The sequence below is a fragment of the Streptomyces sp. NEAU-sy36 genome, assembly GCF_013423905.1.
Classification (GTDB): domain Bacteria; phylum Actinomycetota; class Actinomycetes; order Streptomycetales; family Streptomycetaceae; genus Streptomyces; species Streptomyces misionensis.
In genome coordinates this window covers 4,190,311-4,214,479 of the sequence record NZ_CP058977.1, presented here as the reverse complement: position 1 = coordinate 4,214,479, position 24,169 = coordinate 4,190,311, and the positions used below count along the sequence as shown (strand labels likewise).

At 68.6% G+C, this 24,169-nt stretch carries 25 protein-coding genes, 3 pseudogenes and 1 CRISPR repeat array; of the genes and pseudogenes, 15 read left to right on the top strand and 13 right to left on the bottom strand.

The genetic code is table 11. The features are described 5' to 3' along the window. The first annotated feature begins 135 nt into the window (after window positions 1-135). A complete protein-coding gene (locus HZZ00_RS19150; protein WP_257585902.1) occupies window positions 136-405 on the top strand; it encodes a hypothetical protein in 270 nt (89 codons plus the stop codon). A 25-nt stretch (window positions 406-430) separates the two neighbouring features. Here the strand turns inward: HZZ00_RS19150 and HZZ00_RS19145 are convergent. The 4 genes from HZZ00_RS19145 to HZZ00_RS19130 form a co-directional block, all read right to left on the bottom strand. Then, window positions 431-1,245 (bottom strand): IS5 family transposase gene (locus tag HZZ00_RS19145; protein ID WP_374028536.1). Its coding sequence is split into 2 segments (ribosomal slippage): window positions 431-916 and window positions 919-1,245, totalling 813 coding nucleotides; the frame shifts between segments, so codons are not numbered across the junction. 519 nt (window positions 1,246-1,764) lie between these two features. Then, window positions 1,765-3,828, bottom strand: coding sequence for a tetratricopeptide repeat protein (locus HZZ00_RS39105; protein ID WP_265537349.1), 2,064 nt, complete (start codon window positions 3,826-3,828; stop codon window positions 1,765-1,767). A 182-nt stretch (window positions 3,829-4,010) separates the two neighbouring features. Further along, window positions 4,011-4,484: a hypothetical protein gene (locus tag HZZ00_RS19135; RefSeq protein ID WP_180333253.1), complete on the bottom strand. Its 474-nt coding sequence runs from the start codon at window positions 4,482-4,484 to the stop codon at window positions 4,011-4,013. Window positions 4,485-4,611: 127 nt separating this feature from the next. Then, window positions 4,612-4,776, bottom strand: coding sequence for a hypothetical protein (locus tag HZZ00_RS19130; protein ID WP_180333254.1), 165 nt, complete (start codon window positions 4,774-4,776; stop codon window positions 4,612-4,614). A 155-nt stretch (window positions 4,777-4,931) separates the two neighbouring features. Here HZZ00_RS19130 and HZZ00_RS19125 point away from each other — a divergent pair, with 155 nt between their 5' ends. From HZZ00_RS19125 to mobF, 7 genes and pseudogenes are all read left to right on the top strand, one after another. Further along, complete coding sequence (locus HZZ00_RS19125; RefSeq protein WP_180333255.1) at window positions 4,932-6,539, top strand: hypothetical protein; 1,608 nt, start codon at window positions 4,932-4,934, stop codon at window positions 6,537-6,539. Between the two features lie 237 nt (window positions 6,540-6,776). Further along, a complete protein-coding gene (locus HZZ00_RS19120) occupies window positions 6,777-7,040 on the top strand; it encodes a NucA/NucB deoxyribonuclease domain-containing protein (RefSeq protein ID WP_180333256.1) in 264 nt (87 codons plus the stop codon). An 86-nt stretch (window positions 7,041-7,126) separates the two neighbouring features. Beyond that, a complete protein-coding gene (locus HZZ00_RS19115; RefSeq protein WP_257585889.1) occupies window positions 7,127-7,564 on the top strand; it encodes a hypothetical protein in 438 nt (145 codons plus the stop codon). 32 nt (window positions 7,565-7,596) lie between these two features. Further along, on the top strand, window positions 7,597-7,719 hold the full coding sequence (locus HZZ00_RS38580) for a hypothetical protein (protein ID WP_257585890.1): 123 nt from the start codon (window positions 7,597-7,599) through the stop codon (window positions 7,717-7,719). A gap of 1,088 nt (window positions 7,720-8,807) precedes the next feature. After that, window positions 8,808-9,567: direct repeats of the CRISPR family, unit length 29 nt; unit sequence CTGCTCCCCGCGCCCGCGGGGATGGCCCC. A 109-nt stretch (window positions 9,568-9,676) separates the two neighbouring features. Next, entirely contained in the window at window positions 9,677-10,078 is a 402-nt protein-coding gene (locus tag HZZ00_RS19110) for a hypothetical protein (protein WP_180333257.1), read from the top strand. Window positions 10,079-10,111: 33 nt separating this feature from the next. Then, a pseudogene (locus HZZ00_RS19105) lies at window positions 10,112-10,219 on the top strand (IS5/IS1182 family transposase); the annotation flags it as partial. Window positions 10,220-10,560: 341 nt separating this feature from the next. Beyond that, window positions 10,561-11,295 carry a MobF family relaxase gene (mobF, locus tag HZZ00_RS19100; protein ID WP_180333594.1) on the top strand — a complete coding sequence of 245 codons (735 nt, stop codon included), beginning with the start codon at window positions 10,561-10,563 and terminating at the stop codon, window positions 11,293-11,295. 559 nt (window positions 11,296-11,854) lie between these two features. Here mobF and HZZ00_RS19095 read toward each other — a convergent pair. Then, window positions 11,855-13,018, bottom strand: a complete 1,164-nt coding sequence (locus HZZ00_RS19095) for a UvrD-helicase domain-containing protein (RefSeq protein WP_219014062.1) — start codon at window positions 13,016-13,018, stop codon at window positions 11,855-11,857. Next, complete coding sequence (locus HZZ00_RS38115; protein WP_219014060.1) at window positions 12,987-13,130, bottom strand: hypothetical protein; 144 nt, start codon at window positions 13,128-13,130, stop codon at window positions 12,987-12,989. The genes HZZ00_RS19095 and HZZ00_RS38115 overlap by 32 nt, the downstream gene beginning before the upstream one ends. A 43-nt stretch (window positions 13,131-13,173) precedes the next feature. Between HZZ00_RS38115 and HZZ00_RS38110 the strand changes: the two genes are divergently transcribed. Next, window positions 13,174-13,503, top strand: coding sequence for a hypothetical protein (locus HZZ00_RS38110; RefSeq protein WP_219014058.1), 330 nt, complete (start codon window positions 13,174-13,176; stop codon window positions 13,501-13,503). 104 nt (window positions 13,504-13,607) lie between these two features. Here the strand turns inward: HZZ00_RS38110 and HZZ00_RS19090 are convergent, their stop codons facing one another. Continuing rightward, on the bottom strand, window positions 13,608-14,417 hold the full coding sequence (locus HZZ00_RS19090; RefSeq protein WP_180333325.1) for a hypothetical protein: 810 nt from the start codon (window positions 14,415-14,417) through the stop codon (window positions 13,608-13,610). A gap of 481 nt (window positions 14,418-14,898) precedes the next feature. Here HZZ00_RS19090 and HZZ00_RS19085 point away from each other — a divergent pair, with 481 nt between their 5' ends. Next, a complete protein-coding gene (locus tag HZZ00_RS19085; protein ID WP_180333324.1) occupies window positions 14,899-15,576 on the top strand; it encodes a hypothetical protein in 678 nt (225 codons plus the stop codon). Between the two features lie 292 nt (window positions 15,577-15,868). On the opposite strand, the pseudogene HZZ00_RS19080 reads toward HZZ00_RS19085, so the two are convergent. The 3 genes and pseudogenes from HZZ00_RS19080 to HZZ00_RS19070 form a co-directional block, all read right to left on the bottom strand. Then, a pseudogene (locus HZZ00_RS19080) lies at window positions 15,869-16,018 on the bottom strand (cold shock domain-containing protein); the annotation flags it as partial. A gap of 377 nt (window positions 16,019-16,395) precedes the next feature. Beyond that, the gene (locus tag HZZ00_RS19075) at window positions 16,396-16,506 is read right to left on the bottom strand and encodes a sigma factor-like helix-turn-helix DNA-binding protein (protein WP_180333592.1); all 111 of its coding nucleotides are present in this window, start codon (window positions 16,504-16,506) and stop codon (window positions 16,396-16,398) included. Window positions 16,507-16,648: 142 nt separating this feature from the next. Beyond that, window positions 16,649-16,915 (bottom strand): sigma factor, encoded by a 267-nt coding sequence (locus HZZ00_RS19070; RefSeq protein ID WP_180333323.1) that lies wholly within the window; start codon window positions 16,913-16,915, stop codon window positions 16,649-16,651. Window positions 16,916-17,294: 379 nt separating this feature from the next. On the opposite strand from HZZ00_RS19070, the pseudogene HZZ00_RS39230 reads away from it, so the two are divergent. From HZZ00_RS39230 to HZZ00_RS19050, 5 genes and pseudogenes are all read left to right on the top strand, one after another. After that, window positions 17,295-17,396: pseudogene (locus tag HZZ00_RS39230) on the top strand (IS5/IS1182 family transposase); the annotation flags it as partial. Window positions 17,397-17,427: 31 nt separating this feature from the next. Further along, window positions 17,428-17,922, top strand: coding sequence for an ATP-binding protein (locus HZZ00_RS19065; protein WP_180333322.1), 495 nt, complete (start codon window positions 17,428-17,430; stop codon window positions 17,920-17,922). Window positions 17,923-17,987: 65 nt separating this feature from the next. Beyond that, window positions 17,988-19,529 (top strand): DUF4157 domain-containing protein, encoded by a 1,542-nt coding sequence (locus HZZ00_RS19060; protein WP_180333321.1) that lies wholly within the window; start codon window positions 17,988-17,990, stop codon window positions 19,527-19,529. Window positions 19,530-19,948: 419 nt separating this feature from the next. After that, a complete protein-coding gene (locus tag HZZ00_RS19055) occupies window positions 19,949-20,218 on the top strand; it encodes a DUF3732 domain-containing protein (protein ID WP_180333320.1) in 270 nt (89 codons plus the stop codon). Between the two features lie 13 nt (window positions 20,219-20,231). Beyond that, window positions 20,232-21,893 (top strand): PQQ-binding-like beta-propeller repeat protein, encoded by a 1,662-nt coding sequence (locus tag HZZ00_RS19050; RefSeq protein WP_180333319.1) that lies wholly within the window; start codon window positions 20,232-20,234, stop codon window positions 21,891-21,893. Between the two features lie 648 nt (window positions 21,894-22,541). Here HZZ00_RS19050 and HZZ00_RS19045 read toward each other — a convergent pair. From HZZ00_RS19045 to HZZ00_RS19035, 3 genes are all read right to left on the bottom strand, one after another. After that, a complete protein-coding gene (locus tag HZZ00_RS19045) occupies window positions 22,542-22,805 on the bottom strand; it encodes a hypothetical protein (RefSeq protein ID WP_180333318.1) in 264 nt (87 codons plus the stop codon). Continuing rightward, window positions 22,802-23,134 (bottom strand): winged helix-turn-helix domain-containing protein, encoded by a 333-nt coding sequence (locus HZZ00_RS19040; RefSeq protein ID WP_180333317.1) that lies wholly within the window; start codon window positions 23,132-23,134, stop codon window positions 22,802-22,804. The genes HZZ00_RS19045 and HZZ00_RS19040 overlap by 4 nt, the downstream gene beginning before the upstream one ends. Window positions 23,135-23,309: 175 nt before the next feature. After that, the gene (locus tag HZZ00_RS19035; RefSeq protein ID WP_180333316.1) at window positions 23,310-24,167 is read right to left on the bottom strand and encodes an IS5 family transposase; all 858 of its coding nucleotides are present in this window, start codon (window positions 24,165-24,167) and stop codon (window positions 23,310-23,312) included. Window positions 24,168-24,169 lie beyond the last annotated feature (2 nt).

Genomic DNA, 24,169 nt, shown 5'->3' with positions numbered 1-24,169 from the left:
GGGGGAGTAGTGACGTCAGCGACCGTGGTCGGGGGACCTGCAGTTGCAAGCAGGGCTGCCACAGTTGCGCAGGCTGCCCGGAACCCTCTGTATTGCGTCGGCGGGCGTACGGATGCCGCAGACCGCCCTTGCGTCGTGCGGATGATCGGCCGTGGCTGGCTGACAGGTGCGGGTAGCGAGCGGGCGTCCAGGGCGGCCGCCACACAGGCCCGCGAGCGGTTCGCTCAGCTCGCCACGGCGGCGGTTACCCAGTACGACGGCCGGCGCGCGGAGGCGGAGGCGCTGTACGCGGACGCCGTTGCGGCCGCCGACGAGCGGCGTCGCGAGGCCGAGCAGCATGTTGCTGCCGCGCACGCTGAGGCGGAGTGGGCCCGTACCGAGCTGTGCGAGCAGCGCGCAAACTGAGCGAGCAGTTCGACGCTAAGAACTCCTATCGCAATGACTTCAGGCGTCTCCAGCAGATGAGTGCGCATGCCAGGGTGAGGAAGCCTTCGTGGATGTCGTCGCGGATCTCCCAGCGGATCCGCAGGCGGCGGAACCAGTGCAGGTGGGCGAAGGCGCGTTCCACGACCCAGCGTTGGGTGCCCAGGCCGGAGCCGTGTTCGGTGCCGCGGCGGGCGATCAATGGCTGCACGCCGAGGTCGCGGACCAGGCGCCGGTACTTGTCGTGGTCGTAGCCGCGGTCGCCCAGCACCCCCTTGGGGCGGCGCCGGGGCCGGCCGCGCTTGCCGCGCACGGGCGGCACGGCCTGGAGGAGCGGGATCAGCTGGGTGACGTCATTGCGGTTGCCGCCGGTCAGCGTGGCGGCCAGCGGGATACCGGTGGCGTCGGTGATCAGGTGGTGTTTGCTGCCCGTCCTGCCCCGGTCGACGGGACTTCGTCCTGTCTTGGCTCCCCCTTTAGCGCCCGGATGTGGGAGCCGTCGACGGCCGCCCGGGAGAAGTCCAGGGCGTTCGCGCCGCGCAGCCTGGCGAGGAGGACTTCGTGCAGCCGGGGCCACACGCCGGCCTCGGTCCACTCGGCCAGGCGTCGCCAGCAGGTCATGCCCGAGCCGAAGCCCAGTTCCTGCGGGAGGTGTTCCCAGGCGATCCCGGTGTGCAGCACGAACAGGATGCCCTGGAACACCAGCCGGTCCGGATGCCGCTTGCGACCCGGATGCCGGACCCGACGCTCGACCCTGGGCAGCAGCGGCTCGACCACCGCCCACAACTCGTCGTCGACTTCCCACGGCTTCGGCCGAGCCACCCCACACCCCGGATCACCAGTTCCGGACTGATCCAACCATCTCAAAGATCATTTCGTTAGGAGTTCTAAGGCCGCCACCTGGCGCAAGGCCCTCGCCGACGAACTCGCCGGGCTCAAGGGATGCGTGCGACAAGCAGCGTGAGCGGCTGCGGGAGGAGGCCAAGACGGTTGCCGCGCAGCTGCGGGATGCCGCCCAGAAGGAGGCCGACCGTATCACTGCGGAGGCGGAGCGCAAGGCCAAGGGCATCACCGACCGCGCGCAGGCCGACGAGGCGCGCGCCCGCCGGCTGCTCGATGAGGCCCGCGAGGCGAAGAAGGCGAACTCCCGCTGGCGCGGCTGGCACCAGAAGCTCAGCCGCAAGGCGTGGAAGACGGCGCCGTGGATCGTGCTCGCCGCCGGCGTCGGGCTCGCCGCCGCCGGCGAGTCCTGTCGGCTGGCTTGCGGCCCAGCAGATATGAGCAACCGACGCTCCTGCGAGAAGACACCTCCCGGGTGGGGCCATGGCTCCGCGCTGCGCCTCAATCGGCCGGATGAGAACCAGCGGCATCTCCCGCCTTGCCCCGCCAGTGGGCGAGGTTGCTTTGGGTGGTGAGGGTGTGGGGGTGGTCGGGGCCCAGTACCCGCTGCAGGTCTGGGAGCAGTTCGGCGAGGGCCGTGGCGGCGCCGGCCGCATCACCCGCTTTCCCTCGCCACTGGGCGACGTTGTGGCGGGTGGTGAGGGTGCTGGGGTGGTCGGGGCCCAAGATCAGTTCTTCGTCGGCGAGCAGTTCGGCGTGGGCCGTGGCGGCGCCGGCCGGATCTCCCGCCTTGCCCCGCCAGTGGGCGAGGTTGCTCCGGGTGGCGAGGGTGTTGGGGTGGTCGGGGCCGAGAATGCGCAGGGAGTCTGTGAGCAGTTCGGCGAATTCCGCGGCGACACCCGCGGCATTCGCACCCGCTTGCCCCCGCCAGTGGGCATGGCTGTGGCGGGTGGCGAGGATGTTGAGGTCGTCGGGGCCCAGGACCCGTTCGCGGTCGGCGAGCAATTCGGCATAGGCCGTGGCGGCACCGGCCGGGTCCCCCGCTTGCCCCCGCCAGTGGGCATGGCTGTGGCGGATGGCGAGGGTGTTGGGGTGGTCGGGGCCTAGGATCCGCAGGGAGCTGGCGAGCAGCTCGGTGAGGTCCCCGGCGACCCCAGCCGCATTCGCACCCGCTTCCCCTCGCCAGCGGGCATGGCTGTGGCAGGCGGCGAGGGTGTCGGGGTGGTCGGGACCCAGTCGGGTGCGGGCGGCAGTGGTCAGATGCTGGAAGTGGCGGAGTGCGGCTACCGCCTGGCCGGTCTTGCCGAGGCTTTCCCCGGCGCGAAAAACAACCGGGTGCACGCGATCGTGCTGGTACAGGGCGTCTTCGGAGTGCCGTGTGAGGGCGTTGGTGTTGGCGCGTAGGGCTTGGGAGAGGGCGGTGTCGCGTTCGATGTCGGGCCAGGCGCTGCTGAGGGCGTCGGCGGCGGTGCGGGCGAGTTGGTCGCGTTGCTGCTGGATGAGGGCGTCGCGGACTGCGCGCTGGATGATCTGGTGGACGCGGACGGCCTGGTGATGGCTTGTCGTGTTGTGGTTGATGAGGCTGAAGCGGTGCAGTGTGCGCAGCGCCCGCACGGCGTCCCGGGAAGTGACCGTCGTGGCCGGTTCCGCGGTACCGGTGCGGTGTTCGGTGAGGTAGGTCAGGGCGGGACTGCTGGTGAGGACGGTGTCGGGGATGCCGTTGGGGTCGAGGTAGGCGGTGAGTTGCAGCATGGGGCGGGCCAGGCCGTGTGGGGGCGTCTGGTCGGCGCGTTTGAGGGAGAGGTCCCAGACGGCGGCCGCGGTGGCGGTCTGGTCGTCGAGGAGCCCGGAGGCGTCGGGGAGCAGCTCGTTCAGGGCCAGTGCGTGGTCGGCGAGCAGGGTGCGGTAGGCGGCGCAGTGGAGGTCTTCGTTGATGAGGTAGGCGGCGGCCTGGGACAGGGCCAGGGGGAGGTGGCCGAGGTCGGCGGCGAGGGCGGCGAGCTCGTGGCCGGGTTCGGTGCGACCGCGGGAGGCCAGTGTGGCGGTCAGGTAGGCGAGGGCTTCGTCTTCGCTGAACAGACCCACGGGCACCAGGCGCTGGTTGCTGCCGGCGAGAGCGGCTTCCCGGCGGCGGGTGGTGACCAGGGTGCGGCCGTACGGGCTGGCAGGCGGCCACAGGTTGCGCAGGTCTGCGGGGTCGGCGAGGTCGTCCAGCACGACGAGCCAACGACGCGGGTCACCATCGGGTTTGGGCTGCAGCCAGGCCACGAACGCCGCTGCGGCCCGCTCTGGGTCGGCGGGGTCGGCGCCGAGGAGATCGGCGGCGGCCTGGGCGTAGGCGGAGACGACCGCGGTGCGGGTGGCCGCGGTGACCCACACCAGCAGGTCAACCTCGCCTTTGTCCCATGCCTGGCGGGCGTGGTGGGCGGCGAGCTGTGTCTTGCCGACCCCGCCCATCCCGGCCAGGACCTGGCCCAGCACGACCGTGCCGCCCTCGGCCACGGCCTGCTCCAGCTGCGCGGCGGCCGCACGGTCCTGGAAGCAGTCAGCCTGCCGTGGCAGCACCCCGACCTGGTGCCGGCCGCGAACCAGTGGCCGCGGCGCGGCGTAGTGGGTGATCTGCCCGCCGGGGGCTATGTAGCCGACCGCGACGCCACCGTCGCGGGCATACGCGACCAGACCACTTTCCGGTGCCGGCTCCCCGAGCGGGGGCCGGGTGTCGGGTGGGCTTGTGGTGGCCGGTCCGTTCAGCCCTGAGACGGATCCGGCTTCCGAGGGTGGCCGATACGCGCCCCTCCATGAATCACACCGGCCGCGATCGACCCGTTGCCGGCGCGGATCTCGGCGTTGCCGGTTACCGCCAGACCACCTGGCCCGGCGACCGCGCCACCCGGGGTGTGCTGGGCGAGCAGGAGGCGCAGCTGCTCGGCGGCGTCCTCACGCTCATCCGCAGCGAGGCCTTCCAGGACCGCTTCGATACGCGTCTGCCAGGAGGCCTCCTGCCGGATCCGGACCCGCTCAGCCTCAGCAGAATCAGCGGCCGCTAGGACGAGTGCGGTCTGGTCCAGGCGCTCGAGCTCCGCCTGCTCACGCTGTGCATCGCCCCGGCCGAACCAGCCGGCCACCGCGCCCCGCACTCCGGCCCAGGCGTCCGTGCCTGCCGCTGTCACCACCGCGGTGCCGCCGGAAGCGGCCAGCGCGGTCAGGACCTGATCGAGCACCCCACACCCTCCCCCGTCTCCTGTGAACCACGAGGACGGTAGCGCGAACGAGCGGCGTACCGCACACGGCGCCAGCAAGAACGGCCACGCGAAGCCGTCACCACGGGGACGGATGTCGGCCTGGCGGTTACTGGTCGGTGGGCTGGTCTTCGTCGGTGTGGTCCTGGTGGTGGCTGGTGGTCTGTTTGGTGCAGAGTTTCTTGACGGCCGTTCCTCCGAGGGCGAGGACGAGGCCTGCGGTGATGTTGCTCAGGCAGTCGCTCAGGAAGTTGCACAGGGCCGCCAGGGTCATGGCCTTCTCCAGCCTTCTCTGGGTGAGTGGTTGAGTCCTGAGCGTGAACAGTGATCTGATTGACCGTTGGCTCACTGGGCGAAAGGCCAGGTGAGTGGTGCGCGCGCTGGACAACAGCCTGGTCAGAGCCGGACAACCTCGGGGGGGAGAGAGCCGTGGGGCGGGAACGCAAGTTCAAGGGAACGGACGCGGAGATCGCCCTGGCCCGCTTTTTGTGCGAGATCACCGACGGCGTCGGCCTCGACACCGTGGACAAGGTCGCCAAGCGCTTCCCTCAGGGCGGAAGCCGCTCGAAGTGGGCGGAGTACCTCAACGGGGCGAAGGTGATCCCCAAACCGCTGCTGCGTGACGTACTCGAAGAGGTCCGCCGCACCCGGCCGGACGGATGGAACGGGCGCCTCCTCGTCGAGGCCACCAAGTTGTGGAAAGCCGCCACCGAAGGCACCGCACCTCCGCAGGACAGTGCCGGCAGCGAGCTGGTCAGCCTCTACCGCCGGCTCACCGAGACTACGCAGGCCCTGAACAAAGCCCAGGCGGTCGCGGCCAACAGCGACCGCGTCATCCCCCTGCTGCTCCAGTTCGCCGGGCGGCAGGAGATGAAGGTCGCCGAACTCACCCACCAGGTCGAGCACCTGCGGGAGCGGGAACGTGCGCAGGCTGCGCACCGGCTGGAGCAGGCGCAGTTCCGGCTCGCACGCATCCAGGCCGAACTCGAACAGGCACGAAGCCACCGCTTCTCCGCCGAGCAGGCCCAGGCGGCCCTGATGCGCGAGCAGCAGGAAGCACTCAAGGAAATCGAACGGCTCCAGCACGCCGCTGCCGACCCGGGACCGGCGGAACCGGCGTCCCTGCCGGAACGCGCGCCCGAACCACGGATGTCGGACGAGGAGTTCGACCGCGGGATGGACGAGCAGCTCGACCTCATCGGCACCGACCGCGAACAACGCAGGACGATGCTCTCCGAGGTACTGGAACAGGCCGGCATGGAGCCCGACCCACCGTCAGACGGCCCCCGCACCATTCCCGGAACCGTCCTGACCGACCACACCCCCCAGCACGGCCCTGCCGCCCGGCAGGCATCCCCGGCCCCGTCCGAGACTGTCCAGGGATTGTCCAGGACAACCTCAGACAACCCCGCTACCAGCGACGACACCCCCGCCCAGACTCCAGTCGGGTTACCCAGGCAGAAGGCCGCGCAGCAGAAGCAGGCCTCTAAGCCACTGGACAATGTCCCGACCAGCGCGGACAAGGAGGACATCAACGTCGGGGCAAGCGACGAGCATGTCACGGTCGCTTCAAGGCCTCGCGCGGTGACACGGAACAAGACGACCGGCGGGCTGTACAGGTTAGTGCCCCGCTGGGTTCACGCAGCCGTCACCAGTATTTTTTCGCTGCCCGAGATCGAGTCCGACCACAGGTTCGATCTGAGTGGAAAGCACCACCCGGAGCAACAAATGCGGCCGTCCGGCGACGGCGTCGACAGCCCGCTTAGTTGGACGCGGCTCGCATTGCCTGGTCCCAGCACCGTCTACAACTCGGATCTGAAGCAGTCCGACCCGCAGAAGTGCAGCCATCCGATCAACGGCTTCCTCAATTCGCCGAACGCTTTCCTCCGTTGGCACCTCCTGACCCCTGGCCTGCTTGGCTTCAGCAACAGCTCCTGTCCGTTCAGCGTCAAGAGTGACGTTGTGTCGTCCTGCGCGGCGGGCCACAACGAGGTGCGGACAGTGGGATTGCGCTCAACAGCCGTGCCAGAGGCTTAGCCGGATGAACGGCGTTGAGCAGCTGCTCAACAGCGGGGTCACGGCCGACCTCGCCGTCCGTCCGGCTGCAGCTGCCACCCCTACTAGGAGAGCATCCCCTCGGTGCTGGCTGCGCGCCCCACGCTGCGGCAACTGACCCGCGCCCGGAGAGTCCTTCGGGCCGCGTGCCCGACGCCTGGGCCCACCGGGAGCGCGGCGGGAAGGCCCCGCCCCCAACGCGGCAAGCCGCTGCACTGGATGATCAACAAGAAGCAGGAGGACGCGAACCGGAAGGCCGTGTGCCCGAGCAGCGCACCTGTGGACATGAAGCGCGCCGGCCGCACCTTCTGCGACGAGTACCCCTTCGCCTCCTCCCATGAGGGCGGCACCCACCTTCCCGCCAAGCAACGGGAGATCACCTGGGTGAAGGTCCAGGAGAACAAGTCCCAGGGCGGACGCATCACCGCCTGGCGCGGCCAGATGCACGTCATGGACGGCGACCCCTTCTACGTGATCGCCTAACCGCGCCTAGACTCACGCCGGCCCAGGTGCCCCGCCCCCGACATGGCTCGGGGGCGGGGCACCCTCTCCGTTGAAGGAGGATCCCCATGCTGATCCGCGAAGCGACCTTCACCGTCGACCTCGGCGAACACGGCTACCTCATCGGCTTCGACGACGACTACGACTTCCCGACCGAGATGCCGTTCGGATGGCGCTGCGGCCCGGCCACGGACGCCACCGCCGTCGTCCTGCCCACCACAGACACCGGCCCCCTGCGCATGACCGTCCAGATCCACGACAGCCCACCCGCATCCGAACCCGGTGACGCCTGGGAGCCGGCCGAGGAGATGAGCCTGCTCGCCGACACCCCCACGCTCTACCTCGCCACCATCGGGCAGGGCGACTTCTGGGACGCCTGGCCCGAAGACCAACCCCCCTCGAGGCACCAGCGACCGCCGACAACGGCGGCTGGATCCGCATGCGCCTCCACTGCCACGCCGACGTCCCCGAACCGGGCACCGGCGACCACGCGGAAAGGCACCTGATCCAGCTCTGGCCCGCCCCCCAGACACCTCCAGTGCACCCCGACATCAGCGAAGCGGACCGGCAGGCACGAGCCGAGTACGCCGCGGACATGACCAAGCCCGTGGAGGACTACACCGCCGAATACCCCACCGCCTACGGCGACGAGACCGGCTGACGTCCGCAACCCGATCACGGGCCAGGCACGCGAAATCAGAGCGAAGGGGCCTGACGGTGCAGCAGCCCCCGTGCCCGCACACTTGGCGCCGGCCCTCAGACCCCGCACAGCCTCCGCGCCGCCCAGGCCCAACTGCTCGACGCCTTCCCCGGAGTCCGTCGCAACGTGGAGAAACTACGGACCCGTGGCGTACTCGGCGCCCACGCGGCGGCGCCCCCGGCTTCGCGGCGGACCCTCGGCACCGGCGCACGTGCCGCCGAGGCCCGCCCCCGCCGACTGACGCGGGGGGCGGGCAAACGTGCGGTACGAGCACGTCGCCCCTGCTCGCCAGGCGGGCGCTCATTACCGTGGCCGTGCCGTGTGGTGCCGCTGGGCCGGTGGGCGATTGCGGGCCTGGCGCTCGCGGTGCCGCATCCACGCCAGCAGCACGTCTCGCCTGTGTTCGGATTCCTCGGGCACGAGAGTCTGGGCCAGCGCGAGAAGACCAGCCACTGCGACACCGACGATCACGGTGACGGCCACGACCCACCAGGGGGCAGCCGCCATCGTCAGCGCAGAAACAGATGCCCCAGCACCGATCGCTCTTTTTGCGCGACGTCCCCAGCCCGCTCGGACACGGGGCTGCGGCTGGGCAGATGCTGTTGCAGGCATGACACTTCCTTGTTGTGGGCGCGACGGAGCCGCGCGTGGATGGGATGGCTGAACCTTGGCCCGCAGGGCTGTTAGCCCCGCAAGTCCCCGATCGCCCGGGGCGCCTCCCGGACACGGGCTGGGAGTGCACAGTTCTCCGTCGTGGCGAGATGTCGCGAATCTTCGGTAGTGCACCAGCAGGCCGCGACGCCCGAAGTGATGCCCTCATCCCGTTCCCGGACAGGGCGCCGACGCTGATGCCGCGATCGAGCCGGTACGCGACATGACGGCGCTGCGGCCGTAGGCGTGGCCGGACAGGTCTTGTACGAGACGGTGAGGACTACGATGCTCGCTTGCTGCCCCGCTAGGGGAGAGGAGCCGGTATGGCGCTTTTGTCGGAATCTGCAAAAGTCCACGGAAATGTGTCCGTCGAGCGATAAAGACGCAGGTCAGGAAGTCTGCTCCCCGCGCCCGCGGGGATGGCCCCGCCTCGGCCGCCGGGTCCGGGGTGTTGCATCACTGCTCCCCGCGCCCGCGGGGATGGCCCCTCGGCCCGCTCCCCGAGCTCCCCGACATGGGCCTGCTCCCCGCGCCCGCGGGGATGGCCCCGCCGACGCGATCAGGTTGAGGTGGGGCAGCTCCTGCTCCCCGCGCCCGCGGGGATGGCCCCAGCAGCGGTGTACGGCTCGGTGTCACGTCGGTCCTGCTCCCCGCGCCCGCGGGGATGGCCCCACCTCAGACGGCGGGTTCTCCGGCCTGTGCTCCTGCTCCCCGCGCCCGCGGGGATGGCCCCAGCGGCGACGGGTCGACCATGAACCCGGCGACCTGCTCCCCGCCCGCGGGGATGGCCCCGCCGTAGAGGCTGGGCATACATGCCTGAGAATCTGCTCCCCGCGCCCGCGGGGATGGCCCCGTGGGCTTGCTCCATAAGAGCAGCCCAGCCGCCTGCTCCCCGCGCCCGCGGGGATGGCCCCTACGACCTCAAGGCGGACACCATCGGCCTCGACTGCTCCCCGCGCCCGCGGGGATGGTCCTGCGCCGAGGAGCTGGCCCCGCTGCGCGAAGCCCTGCTCCCCGCGCTCGCGGGCATGGTCCCCGCTGCCAGTCCAACAAGGACCCGGACGTCATCTGCTTCCCGCGTTCGCGGGGATGGTCCTGCGACCGGCGTGGACCGCGTCCAAACGCTCGCCTGCGCCTCGCGTTTGTGGGGATGGTCCCGTGCCCGAGTGGCCGCCCCCTGCCACCCGGTACAGCACCCGGACGGCACGTCACATCACAACAGGACAAACGTTTGCTGTAACAACACGCGGCCGCCCTGTCCGGAACCGTGCACCACGCCGCCGCGTCTATCACGGGCATGGCTGAGAGAACCGCGGAACGGGCCACGGGTATGAACCCGAAGACTGAGGGCGGTGCCGGATGCCTACTCGCCGGCCTCGGTGCGACAGCCGCGCCGCTTGTCTGGGCACCGCGCGCCGCGGTCAGCATCGACGGAGGATTCGAGGGCCATGCCCGCGATCTGAGCGTACTCTTCATCGATCTGCCGCTCATCGTGCTCGGCGGCGCACTGGTTCCGCTCTTCGCCTGGGCGTTGGCCGCCAGATGGGTGCACCGCCCCTGGGCCGCGGCACTCGTAGCCGTGGCCACGCTCGCGCTCGCGGTGTGGGGGCTCACCGAGTGGTGGACCCCCCGCCGGCAGTCAGACCCCGGTTACGGATCTGGGATCTGACGACCGGGCCCGCGAAGAGGGGCCCCAGCTGGCGAACCGGCCGACCACGCCATCGGCCAGTCCCGCGGCGGACTGACCACAAGGATCCACCTCGCGGCCGATGCCCGCTGCCGACCTCTCGCGTTCGTTCTCACCCGTGGGTTTGGTCCCAGCGCCGTTCGTCGTCGTGCAGGGCGAGGTCGCTGCTCCCCGCGCCCGCGGGGATGGTTCGCCGAGAAGCTGAGCAAGCTCCTGGACTGGCATCTGCTCCCCGCGCTCGCGGGGATGGTCCCGGTGGCTACCGGGACCCCTCGCGTTCCTCGGTGCGTACTGCGCTCAGCGCGACGTTCAGGAAGTCCTCCCCGTCCGGCCAGTGGCGCTCGCCCGGCGCGCACGCCGCTGCGCGCCGCCCAGGAGCGAGCCGGGGTCCCGGCCGGGCGATGGATGGGCCGGGGACTTGCCGTGCTCGGGCTCGCGCTGGGTGAGGAGGTCACCGGGCGCAGCTGCGGAACCTGTTCGGCGAGCGGGGCCGGCACCCGTACGCGGACCGGATCGAGGCTGAGCGGCTTGCCGCGGGCGAGTCGGCGAAGAAGGCGTTCAGGGCCGGCGCCTTCGGACGCCGGGTGATGGTCACGGGCGTGGACTTCGTGTTCTGGTCGCAGCCGACGATTTACCTTCTGTGGGCGTTGGGGGATGAGGAGACCCGGCGGGTGATCGAGGCCGCGCACGAGTGCGCGGTCGAGGGGGTGCTGGAGTGGATCGAGGGCGAGGTCGCGGTGATCCGGTACGGCCAGGACGGCATCTACCGGGTGCGGCCGCCCGGCGGTCTGGTCGCCGCCCGCTTCCGCCACTATGAGGCGCGCTCCGGGCGCCCCTTGCTTCATGACCATCTGCTGCTGTCGGTGAAGGGGCAGCGCCTGGACGGGAAATGGGGCTCGATCCACACCACGGCCCTGCACGAGAACACCGTGGCCGCCTCCGCGCTCTACAACGAGATCGGTCGCCAGCCCCCGCGCCTCGCAGACCTCCGCGGCCACGACGCGCACCGTCACCCCGGGGCGCCGGCCGGTGATGGAGATAGCCGGGGTGCCCCACGAGCTGATCCGCTGGATCTTCCGGCGCAGCGACCAGATTGCCGCCTGCCTGGCCGAGCTGGAGCGCGAGTACGTCACCGCCGTCGACGACGACGGCACCCCGCGGTTCCTGCCCGCTGTGAGGTCGCACTGTTGTTGCGGTGACGGCATGCCGCTGATCTGCGGTGCCGCAGATGGATTGCGACAGGTTCTGGACCCTGCTCGGGCCGTTTGACCTGCGGTCCTGCAGGTTGGGTGAGACTGCCGCAGTTGCGGTGAGAACGCCTATTGCGGGGTGCTGGGGGAGCGCGCCGGAAGGTGATCATGGACGCAGCTCGGAGAATGCCTCCTCCCGGACGTCCTTGATGGCCCTGCTGATGAGCTTGTGGAGCACTGGCCAAAGCTCCAGCAGGATGCCTCTGTTGAGGAAACGGCATAGGCCGTCACGCATGCCTTCGGCGAGCACTGTTCTGTACAGGCTCATGCGCTGCCGTGGCAGGGCCAGATCGAGGGTCGCAGTCCGGACCACGCGATGTGCAGCGGCAGCTCCACCAACCCGTGCTCGGGTCCGGTCAGCTCGTTGAGGCTGGAGGGCAGACGTCGCTTGTACCTCGCGCGCAGCAACGCTGCGACAGAGCTGGGATCGTCGTGCACGGCGTCCATCTTCCTCGGTGCGCCAGCTCTGGGTGCACCAGCCGCTGCGCCTGCCCGGCGCGGGGGAGGGCTACTCCAGGGCGGCGATGAGAGGTGCCCACAGAGGGTGGGAGTTGGCCGGGACGACGAGGTGCGCCTGGTGGCGGGCGCGGGTCATAACGACATAGAGCAGGCGTGAGCCGTTGGGGAACGGTTCGCCTTCTGGACCGTAGTACTCGTCGTCGGCCAGCAGCAGGATGGTGGTGTCGGCTTCGCGGCCCTTGGTCTGGTGGAGGTTCATCACCTGCACCGGACGCGGGCGCGGCCGGGAATCGCCCACCAGGGTCTCGTCGCGGGCGCGGTGGAGTTCTTCGGCCACCGCCGTGATGCTCTGGTCTTGTTTAAGCAGGCGCAGTGCGCGGCGAGTGGTGGGGGCGGCCTGGAGCCAGGCCTCCTGGCCGCGGAAGGTTCCGATGCGTGCGTAGGCGCCGGTGATGAGCTCGGCGAGGTGGTCGATGTCGGCGCTAGGACCGTGTCCGGCTGACCGCAGGTCTTCAGCGAGCTGCCCCAGAGCCCGTTCCAGCTCTGGATTGGTTCCCTGCAGCACCTGCGATGCGAGCGGGGAGAGCTGCTTGTTGCGCAGGCTGGCGGTGATGAACACGGCCAGCGTCCGCCGTACTTGGTCGTCCTCCTGCCCGAGCGCGAACTGGATGAGGGCGAGTTGGGCGGAGAGCGCTTCCGCGTGGGCCTCGGGGAAGCCGACCTGCTCGTGAACCAGGCCGGCCGCGTTGAGGGCATCGGACAGAGAGGTGGTGGCGATGTTGGTGTGGGTGAAGATGCTGACGGTGTGCTTCTTCTGGCGGGCGGCCCGGGCGAGTTCGATAACCTGCGCGTAGCCGGTGTCGTCCGTGATCCGTGTGACGGCCAGCCGTCCCTGCTGCGCGGCTTCGCGGAGGGCCGGGTCGGTGAAGCGGCGCTGACGGGCGGCTTCCGCGGCCGCGGGCAGCACACCGGAGGGGTCACGGTAGCTGGCGGCCTGCAGGCCGATGCGGCGGGCGCCGGGCAGCGCCATGGCATCCGCGATCCGTGCGGCGGGATTCACGCCGGGCTTGAATGAGCCTTCGTAGATGCTCTGGTTGACGTCGCCCAGCAGGATGCGACGTGCTGCGGGGGCGATCTGCTGCAGGAATGCCCACTCGGTGGCGTCGGTGTCCTGGAACTCGTCACAGATGACGAGGGTTGTACCGCCCGGCATAGTGGTCGCGGACCTTGTCCAGGGCCAGCAGCCGGAAGGCGGCGGGCATCAGCTGGCTGTACGTCAGCCCGGGAGGGGCCCCGGGCACGGTCTGGTTGGCCTGGCTGAGCACGCTCTGCGGAGGCGGAAAGCCGTGGTGCGCACCGAAGCCGGTGATGACCCTCCAGGCGAAGCCGTGGAAGGTCGACAACCTCCAGCCGCGGCCGCAGCTCTCCGATGACATTCGCGGCACGGTCGATGATCTGGGCGGCAGCGGTACGCGAGAAGGAGAGAAACAACACCCGTGTCGCAGCGGGCAGTTGGGCGCGCTGTCCGCGCCGGGCCGCCTCCTGCCGCAGCCGCAGCAGTTCCTCGTCCGCCGCTTCCAGGTGGGCGCGGGCGGCGGCGACCGCGGCGTGGTCTTGCCGGTGCCGGCGCCGCCGCTGACCACCAGCACCGGCGCAGCGCTCTCGATCACCGCGCGCTGGTCCCCGCGTGCCCGATAGACCATCAGGCACCCACCGGCCGGGACAGGGCGGGCACATCGAGCAGTTGCGGCCGCTGTAGGAGGGGTCGGCAACCAGTTCCAGCAGGGCCAGCGTCACGGAGATCACCGGCGGGTGTGGTGCGTTGGGCTCGCGTAGAGGGCTTCCAGAAACTGCTCGTGCAAGCCTTGCTTGTGGATCACCTTGCACAGGTTGGTCACCCGCAGCCCTCGGTGAGCTGGCCGCCCATGGGATCGGGAATGCCGTACTCGGTGAGCGTGGCGCTGGCGTCGGCGAGCGCCTGCAACGGGAGGCCGTCGCCCATGGCACGCTCGATGGCGCCGGGCGGCAGTCGGACTACCGCGTGACACGCGGCCTGGATCTTGGCGAGCTCGTCGCTGGTCTGGCCGCTTGTCTTTGTCGCGATCGATCACCGCCAAGACACGGAAGCCCAGCTGGCGTGCCAGGTTCGCGATGCGGGGAATCTGGCCAATGCCGCCCTCGCCGCCGGTGCCGGAGGCGACCAGGCGCACGCCGTGGGCGGACAGGGGGAGGAAGGAGGGCGGCTTGCGGCGGTCGACCATGCTCAGCACGGCCACGTCGTGCGGACCCTCGGTGATGGCGACCGTGGGCGCGGTCAGCGCGGCCAGCAGCTGGGTGTGCCACTGCCGCATCGCGATCAGTGCTTTGCGGTCCATGATCCTGGTCAGCTGGTGGTGGGAGCGGACGCCGCCGTGCCGCACCAGCCGGATGACCTCGGTGGGCTCGAAGGCCCGGGCGGCCTCCGGCCGCCGGGTGGACAACCACACCTGCCCGGAGCGGGCGCGCAGAAGGGCCGCCAGATGCTCGGTGGCCGGAGCATCCAGCTGGTCACCGAAGTCGTCGGCCAGCACCACCGCGCCGGGCACGGTGGCCAGCAGCATCGCCTCGGCCATCGACAACACCCGCTGACCGTGCTGCCGTGCTGGGCCAGCCCGAGCATGCCGCCTGCGTCCAGATGCAGTGCCGCGCGCAGGGTCCGCAGCAGTGCGGCCACCGACCCGTCCTCGGTGCGGAAGCCGACCTGCTCCGGTGAGCGGGGCATCGCCGATCCGTTCTCCTGTCCCGCCGACCGCGAGGACCGCGTTGACGGCCTCGGCCACGGCCGGGTCGGCCGACAAGGCCGACACAGCCTCCGCGACAGCCTGGGCCAGCGCATCAACGCCGCGGCACCGGCCTTGGCGTCCCGATCGTCGAGGATGCGCCGCAAGCCGGCACCAGCACGCAACTGCAGGGGTTGGCCGGCATCGAGGGTGACCACCGGCAGCATCCGCCGGGTGGCGGCCGGGACCCGGGAGTACTGGCCGAGCGCAGGGTTGCTGCGTCCACCGCTGCGACCCGGCCTGGGCGGCCGGCCACGTCGATACGCTCCTGCCGTTGGAGCCGGCATGGCGCCCTGCGCGTGTCTGGCTGGCTCATGGCAAGCCAGACACGGCGTTGCTGGCCCGGCTGGACCGCACCAGTCTGTGGCGTGTCCTGTGTGAGCCGGACGCCGAAGGCTCCTTCTACCGGGTCTTGCTTGCGCTGTTGGACGATGCCGAGCCTCTCGGCCCTGCCGGGGAGTTCCTCGCCAGACTCGCTAGCTGTCCCGGCGGCGAGGTGGCCGTATCCACGTTGCTGTCCCAGCTCGCCACCTACACCGCGCGGTCGGAAAGCAGCGAGGTGACCGAGCGGGCCGTCGGCCTGTGGCGTGCTGCTCTGGATGCCAATCTCCCGGCCGCCGCCTTGCGCGGAGCGGGGCATTTCGTGTTCGCCGCTGGTTTTGACCAGGACCTGTGGCTGGAGCTCACTGTCGCCACTCTCGCGCAGCAGCCCGACCTGGAAGACGCCGACTACCTGGTCAAACGCGCCGCCCGTACTCCTGCTTCTCCTGGTGCCCAGTCCATCGCTGCCGCGGCCCTCGACCACGGGCCGGTCAACGGCTATCGGTCCAGGACCGTTCGCCGCGCTGCCGACCTCTACGCTGCGGCACCCGCCGAGAACACCCCCGAGCGTGAGGCGTTGCGTGTGGCCCTGATCAATGCCGGAGCTATCGATGCCGCTTACGGAAGCTGACAGGTAGCAGGCGTCTTCCGTCTGCGGCAAGACGGCGGACCGGTGCGTTTCTACCCCTTCGGAGGGGATGCTTCGTTGCGGCTGGACGGAAGCCGAGGCGGCGCGCCGGCGTCTGATACCACTCCTCTGTGCATACGCGGGCGTAGTGTCCCTTCCTTCGGAATTCGGCCGCCTTAACTGCCTCTTCGCCCGGTGCCGCCTTGCCGTCTGGGATTTTCGGTAATCCTGGGCGGGCTGGATTCTTTTTATTCGTTTACATGCCTCACGTCTTCTGCTTGGGATCATTTCTGTCGCGCTGCCCTTGTTCAAGGGTTTGATGCCCGTCCATTTGGATGGCGCTGAAGTGAACGAAGACGTCGACAGACGGTCGGCCGTCAACGGAATCAACGGCGATGAAGCCGTAACCCCTTTCGGCGTTGAACCATTTGACCGTGCCGGTGATCTTGTGCGGGTATTCTTGCCCGTCGTTTCGTTCAGTGCTTTCATCGGATACTCGTACGTCGGCAGGCGCGCTGGTTGGATTGACGGGGCGGCGGGCGCGATTCTCGACAGCTGCTAGCAAAGCATCGTCGGTCGCTCCCAATGCGGCGTCGAGTGCCTCGTCGGCGGTCTGGCCAGCGTCTGCACGGGTGGGGTGCGTTTCGGGTACCGGGCCCGCGTCCTGCCCGTGGCCGGCGTCACCGTCCTGTGGGGTGATCCGTGTACGGACAGCCTGCAGGAGGGCCGCGTCCATCTGTCCCAGGAGCGGGTCCAGTTCGTCGTCGGGAGTACGCTCGACGTCGCTCACTGCGGCCCCCTTCGGTTGGTGAGGCCGAGCTGCTACTTGAGCGTGCGGCGGGCCCGCGAGAGGTTCTGTAGGACCGCGGCTTGTTCGAGGCTCATCGCTTCGGCGATCTCGGCGGTGGAGAATCCGTCCAGATGCCAGGCCATCACGCTGCGTTGTTTGAAGGGCAGTTGGATCAGCGCGTGCAGGACGTGACGCTGCTGCTCGTTCAGCTCTGCCGCCTGCAGAGAGGTACGCCAGTCCGCGCTCGTCTCCGCCAGTCGCTCCGCGAGATCCTGTTCGGGCCGCTCAGATACCGCTTGACGCAGGAATGTCCTCAGGGCAACCGGTGCGCAGCCACGCCCGTGGGCTGCGCACCGCTTGCCTCGAGCGGATCAGTTCCACGAAGGCGCTGTGAACGGCGTCTTCAGCTTCCGCGTATTCCGCTCCATGGCGCAGGAGGAAGCGGATGAGGTAGAGCCTGTCTTCCTGGTAGGAAGCGCCGACGTCTGCCGACGTCGCTGTCTGGAGGCGCGCGTCGGGCGCGGGTGCGGTGTCATCCTGCATACGGTCCACGGTTGTCGCCCCTCCTCCGCGCTCCTTGGCGCACTGCCAGGTGGCGGCCTGCCTCATCCCGTTCCTGCAAGGTACCGCTCCCCCAGTGCGTGGATGCGGGCTGTGCGGCCGTCTTCTTGAATGCGGGCCCTTCTCAGCAGGGCCCTCGTGGTGATCTGGGCTACGAGCACCCGGGCGATGCCGCCGACCACGCATGCGGCCGCGGTCACGGCCGCGTTGACAACTGTGCTGGCCACAACGCTGTGTTCCTCCTCCTGCAGCAGGGCAGACGCCCTTGCTTCAGTAAGAGCTCGTAACACGATCTTGTTGAACGGTCCTGGTAGGCCGTGACTGGTGTGACGATTCGGCCGTTCGGGATGGTGTGAGTACCCGGCCGTGGATCGTGGACGATGACCTGTGGGCGCTGATCGAGCCGCTCCTGCCGCCCTGGCCCGAGAAGGCTCCCGGCCCGCGACCGGTGCCGGACCGGCTGCCTCTCGCTCCCACCCCCGAGCACGGGCCACGCTGCCCCCATGAACAGCGCACCACCCCACCGCTCCCCCACCGCTCACACCCATACCTTCACCCAGCTGCTCTCCCCCACCCGCCGGGGCGCACGGCTGGCCCGCCTCATGGCCATGAACGCCCTCCGCGCCTGGCAGGTCCCCGCCTCTGTCACCGAACGCGCCGAGCAGATCGTCGCCGAACTCGCCTCGAACGCAGCCCTGCACGGCCACGTCGACGGCCGCGACTTCCGTCTGGCCCTCACCTACGACCCGGCCGGCACCTCCGCCACCCCTGCCGCCCTCCTCCGCATCGCCATCACCGACGCCTGCGGCGACCGTCTCCCCAATCCCAGCCCCGAGCCCCTGCCCACCCTGGCCGAGTCCGGCCGCGGCCTCCTCCTCGTCACCACCCTCGCCGACCGCTGGGGCACCACCCCCTACCCACCCAGCGGCAAAACCGTCTGGGCCCAACTCGACATCGCAGGCGGCGCATCACGTCACGACAGGGCGGACGTTGCCTGATCGGACTAGCCGCACCTGGCCCCCGGCTGCTACCCAGGGAATCCACTCCACTACCGGGAGGCCCCATGCGTGCCAACGAGAACGACGCCGCCCATGACAAGAAGGCATCCGTCACCAGACCCGCCACCACACCGGCCGACCGCTCCCCTGGCCTCCTCACCCTCCAGGCCACCGCGGGCAACGCCGCCGTCGTACAGATGCTCCGCCGCGCTGGCCACGTACCCAGTAGCGAGACCGGGATCCAGCGTGCCACCGCCGTCCACGACGTCCTCCGGACGTCAGGCAGACCGCTCGACGATGACACCCGCGTCGACACGGAAGCTCGCCTCGGCACCGACTTCACCGACGTCCGCATTCACAACGACCCTGCCGCCCGAGCCTCTGCCGCCGAAATCGGCGCCCGTGCCTACACCTCCGGCAACCACATCGTGCTCGGAGACGGCGGTGGAGACCACCACACCCTGGCTCATGAATTGACGCATGTGATTCAGCAGCGCTCCGGCCCGGTCGCCGGAACCGATCACGGGGACGGATTGCGCATGTCCGACCCGGCCGACCACTTCGAGCGCGAAGCAGAGAAGAGCGCCAGGAGCGCGCTGTCCAAGCCCCACCAACGTCCCATCGGCATTGTGCCGGCAAGTGAGGCTGCTGCGTCACCGCCCTCGCCCCAATCTGGAAGCCGACACACCTCGGTACAGCGCGTAACCCAAGCCAAAGTCAAAGAATACATGACGAAGACCGCGGAAGAAAAGGATTCCCAACGCAAGAACAACTACTCCGGCTCCTGGGTTCCCGACAGGAAGGAGAGCGTTCCCCGCAAAATGGATCCCGACGAACGTGCACTCCGACATATCTCCACGCAACTGTTCACCCTCGCCACCAAGATAGTGGCATCGGAGGAGCATGAGGTGCAGTCCATGTATGCGAAGGGCTCGATTTTCATCGCGGCCAACAAAAATGCCACACTGACCAGACTCCATGAAGTCCTGGAGAATGAAATCAAAGAACATGGGCAAAAAATTGTTGGGATACACCTTGCCACCAATTTCCAAGGCAAGACGGACGAGCGTTACGCCAGGACAGTCAAGTACCTGGACGACCTGCGGACAGGAAAGCGGGATCGATCGGGCGCCGTCAACGAAATCCTCATGAAAATAATGCGCAGTCCTCAGTTCAGCCCCATCGCCATCACCGACGAAACGGGGATCAGTGGCTTTCTGGGCTCGTCGGGCACAAATCAACTTGTCTTCGTCAAGGGGTCGGATACCGCCACCCCCCACGCGGAACAGAAGTTGGTGACGGCCCTCATAGATTCCAACTTCACAGGGGAAGCCACCATTGCAGGAAAGAAGAGGCCCTGCACTGGCTGCTACATATGCCTGAGCCTTGCCAAGGAAAAGAAGCTTGCGCAGCTGAAGTTCCAGCCCCGCGCCAGCGGCCTCTGGTCAGGTGCCGCCAAGGGCATAGCCACGGTGGCTACAAGACTCAAAATGGAGGATGCCGACGTTGAAACCTTCATACAGGACAATTTCCCCGGAGTGCAGTGGGACTCGGCGCGAGGCGGAATGGATTACGGGAGCGAGTCCGAATCCGAATCCGAGCAGTAAGGGGTGGCGGCGGAGGCCGTTTTTCTGACAATCCCGGAGCCGGCCATGCCTCGTCTGGGACCGACGCTCAGCCGTTCGTGATCTTCCAGTGGCCTCAGCCCCGCGGCTACGGGCCTCTGCTGATCGAGTTGCATTTCGGTCTTTATTTGTGTGACCCGCTGCGAGCTCGGGGTGCGGCGGTGCCCGAGGTCCTGTGCCCGTAGCGGGCGGAGTCGCCAGGGGGCCGGACAAGGTCAGGCTCACGCGGCGAGCGGTAGACGTCTACGGCAGTCTCGGCTCGTTCAAACGACCAGTGCGGGTACGGCGTCGGTGCGGTGGTCGTCCCGGGGCTCCAACTCCTCTTTCTGCGACTACGGTTGTCGAAGGGGCCGCATGGCAGAGGTGGTGTGCACGGGTCCTCGTCGTGCGCAGCCAGGCCTGTGCTGAAGCTGTTCACGCCGCACCAGCCCGCGGAGGACGAGGATCGGACAGCAATGCTGCGTCTGTTCGAGTTGATAGGGATCGCGTTCGACGGGCTCGACGGCGCGGTCCAGATCATCGTCGGTGACCACACGAACCCGCACGAATCGTGGTTCCAGGTGCGCTACAACTGGCGTGACGGCGAATCCTCTTGCCCCAGGTGCGGATCGAGCGGCACGCCGGCAATGAGAAATGGCCTTGCACGGAGGCCGGCTCGATACGAGCAATGATCGAGGAACGCACATGGCAACCGTCTCCCCGAACCGGCGCACGGAACGGGCCGGCGTCAACGCGCTGAGATCGTTCCTGGACGAACACGACCACCTGGTGCAGGAGATAGCCAGCGGCACGGATCACGGCGAGGACTGCTTCGTGATGCTGACCCGTCAGCGGAAGCGGACGGGGTACTCCTTCGCTGTCCAGGTCAAGGCGGGCAAGAAATACAAACGGGCGCGCGGATACGCGATCGACGTCGGGGACCACTTCACGGACTGGCAGGCAAGCAAGGTCCCCGTGATCGGGGTGGTGTACGACGTCGACGAGCGTCGCATGTTCTGGATCAACCTCACGCAGCGGCTCAGCACTGTGACCGCGGCCCCGCGGTGGGTGCAGATCCCGCGGGAGAACGAGTTGTGCGCCGCTTCGCTCGACGCGTTCGTCACGCACATCGAGGAATTCACCGATGCGCGTGACACGTTCTCTGCTGGCGCAGCAGGCGGTCAGGCGAAGGGCGCGTCTTCCCCGCGTGGACAGGCGGACCGCAGCCGGACGCGTGCGTTCCGCGCGCCGGTACGGCAGTGGACGAAGGCCACGGCCGCACCCGGTGCCCGGCAGCCGCAGGTCGCTGATGGGTACGCAGTGGTGCGCCACAGCCATATGATCCGCGTCCTCGACGCCGTGTCGGGCGCCGAGGCGTGGTCCGACAGATCGGCCTTCAACCGGCCCAGTCCGATGGGTGACGAGGCTCTCTACGTGTCCGCGGGGGCCGGCCGCCTGCGCGCCGTGGCGCTGCGTTCTGGGCGTATGCGCTGGGAGCAGCCCCTGCGAGTACGTGACGACCTCGCCGTCTACGCCTCAAAGACGCTCTACGCCCCTGACGAGAGGGGCAGGGTCTTTGCTCTCGACACCCGCAGGGGCAGCGTTCGCTGGTCGTCCTCGGCAGACGATCAGCAGGTCGCGGCTCCGCTCCTAGTCAACGACGACGCGGTCTTCGCCCTGCGCGCAGCGTCACCCGCCGGCTGCCCGGCAGTGTCTTCGCCGGGTGCCCGCGAGGTGGTGGCACTGAGCGTGGCGGAGGGTGTGCAGAAGTGGCGCCATCGGGCCGACTGTGCCTTGTCGCTTGCTTGGACACTGGCCGAAAACGTCCTGTACGTCGTGGAACGGCCCGATGACGACACCAGCGTCCTGGTAGCGCTCGATGTGGCCACCGGACGTCAGGCGTGGAGATGCTCCCTGCTGGCGCCGGTTTCCGCAGTTGTCGTGTCGGGCGGGTTCCTGTACGTCTCCGGGGGACGCAGAGGCCTGTACCGGGTGTCCTGCTCCGATGGGACCTGGCGCCGGAGCGAGACCGCGACAACTGCCCTCATGGCGTCTCCTGTGGTGGCGGACGGCACCGTGGTGGTGAATACGGGGCGTTCGCTCGCCGCGTTCGATGCCGAGGACGGCACCACTCGGTGGGTCAGGCGGCTGCCGGGCCTTGCCCAGGGGCAGCCCTTCGTCATCGGGGTCGCCGTGTACATCGGCCACCGGACAGGCGTGTGGGCCTGTGATGTCAGGACGGGCAGACGCCTGTGGTCGGATGACGTCACCTGGGATCCTGAGAACCAGGGAAACCCGGTCACGACGGGCGATGCTCTGTACGTCACCGACCGGCGCGGAGTTGTCCATGCCTTCCGCGCATCGTGAGCTGCGTTGGCAGATTTTCTCTCTAGCACCTGCCATTCGCGGCCGCCGGATCACGCTCCGGGAATGACCGCTGAGTCACCCCGCTACGGGACCTTCCTTCGTCTGGACCAGCATCGGAGAGTCTTCCTCAACACCCCGACACCGCCTTCAGGGACGGGAGCGAGGCCGTCTCGCTGCACCGGCTGCGCGAACCTGGTCCGCTACTGTTCTATGCCACTTCAGCATCTAGGCCGAGGAATCGAAGACGCTGTGGCGCAGCGGCGTCTGGGAATATGTGGGGATCTGCTGGTTCAGCCATCGCTTCGCAGGCAGTGAGGTCGCGGGGTCAGTGTCCTCCGCGGCCGTGGCACCAGCGTCCAGGTCTTCGTGGAGCCCGGCTCGCGCTTGCAGAGCCGGGCTCCCTCAGTGAGTGTTTTTGAACTTGGGCAGCACCCTCTCTGACGTCGTGGGGTGAGACGCCCCGATGGCTGATGTGACAGACCGTCTCCATCGGCAGCGATGGAGACGGTCTGTGAGCGATCTGGTGGCTTGCCGCTCGGCGGTTTGGTCAGATTGTGAGTACGAGTCCGCGCCGCAAACCTGTCGGCGCGTCGGCGGATCTGCCTGCGGAACGCTTGGAGGGGCACCCTTGGGGCACCCGTCCTTCCTCTATTCGACCTGGCTCAGGATCTTCTCGACCCGGCTGAGTCGTGCATTGAGGTCGGCCAGTTGGCTCGCGGCCGCGTTCTGAGCCGCCGCGGCCTCTTCGGCGATCTTCTGGTAACGCTCTTCACGACCGGCCGCTGCCCGGGCCTGAAGGATCCTGCTGGCCCCGAGGACGACGACGGCGAGTAGCGCCAGACCTCCTAGGAGAACCGCGATGTCTCCCCAACCGCCCCATGCGCTGCTGCTGTCGACTGCCAGTGAGTTCACTTCTTCTTTTCCTTGTCCTTGTCGGAAAGAGTGAGGGCGGCTGCCGCGATGACCGCCGGCGATAGACGGACCTCGAACGGCGTCACTTGGTAGTACTTCATCGCCTTGCCGTCATCGGACAGCTCCAGGGTGCTGGTGACAAGTCCGGCCGCCTCCAGCCGTTGCAGGTGCATCTGCAGCAGTGGGCGGCTCATGCCCAGTTCACGCGCGAGTTGGCTGACGTAGTTCCGCTCTTCGGCCAGAGCCGCCACGACCCGCAGGCGGTGCGGATTGGCCAGTGCGGACAACGTCTGCACTACCTCATCGCCCGAAAGATTGCCCCGGCTCATGTCCACTCTCTGTGTCGCATGCAAGAAAAATATGGCACGTGCCGGGTGCTCGTCAAACAGGTCGGTCAGATGCTGGACCTATCCGCCAACGACGGCTCAGGCGTACCGCCCATCCGGGGTGTCGCATCCATGGCCCTTCCGGCCAGACCCGGGGGCATGCGCCGGCGTTGGCGGCTCAATTGGTGCGCTGCGGCTTCCTCGTCCAGCTACGAGCAGGCTGCTTCCGGGTCAGCCGCCTGGTCATGAGAGTGATGAGTGACCAGTTCAGGTGGGCTTCGCTGTGCTGGGGAAGCCGCTCGTAGTCCCTCGCGTTGCGGCGGGCGTTCATGATCCATCCCAGTGTGCGTTCGACACGCCAGCGGCGCGGAAGGACGACGAACCCCTTGGCGCCCTTGGGGCGGGAGACGGTCTTGAGGGTGATGTGGAGGAAGTCCTCGGCCCAGGTGACGAGCTGGCCGGCGTAAGCGGAGTCGGCCCAGACCTGGGTGACCTGCGGGTGGGTGAGACGCAGTCGCCAGAGCAGTTCGCGGGCGGCGTCCCGGTCCTGCATGTCGGCTGGCGTCACCATGATCATCACGGGGAAGCCCTTGGTGTCCACCGCGAGGTGTCTCTTCCGACCATTGATCAATTTCGCGGGATCGAATCCCCGCGTCGCCTTGCTCACCGTGGTGGCACCCTTGACCGACTGCGAATCGATGATCAGCGTGACCGGATAGGGGCATCGCCCCAGGCCAGTGCGGAGACGACGACGGAGCTGGTCGCGGATGAAGGTGACGACGCCGCGGCGGTTCCAGCGGGCGAAGAACCCGTAAACCGTCTCCCATGGCGGGAAGTCGGACGGCAGGGCCCTCCACTTCGCACCGTTGTCGGTGATGTAGCGGATGGCATCGACGATCTGCCGGCGGGGCCACTTCTCAGGGTGCCCGCCGGTCTTGGTCTGGCAGGCCGGGACGGGCAGGAGCGGTTCGAGAAGAGCCCACTCGGCGATCGTGGTGTCTGATGGGTAGCGGCGACGGCGGACAGCATTCGGCATGG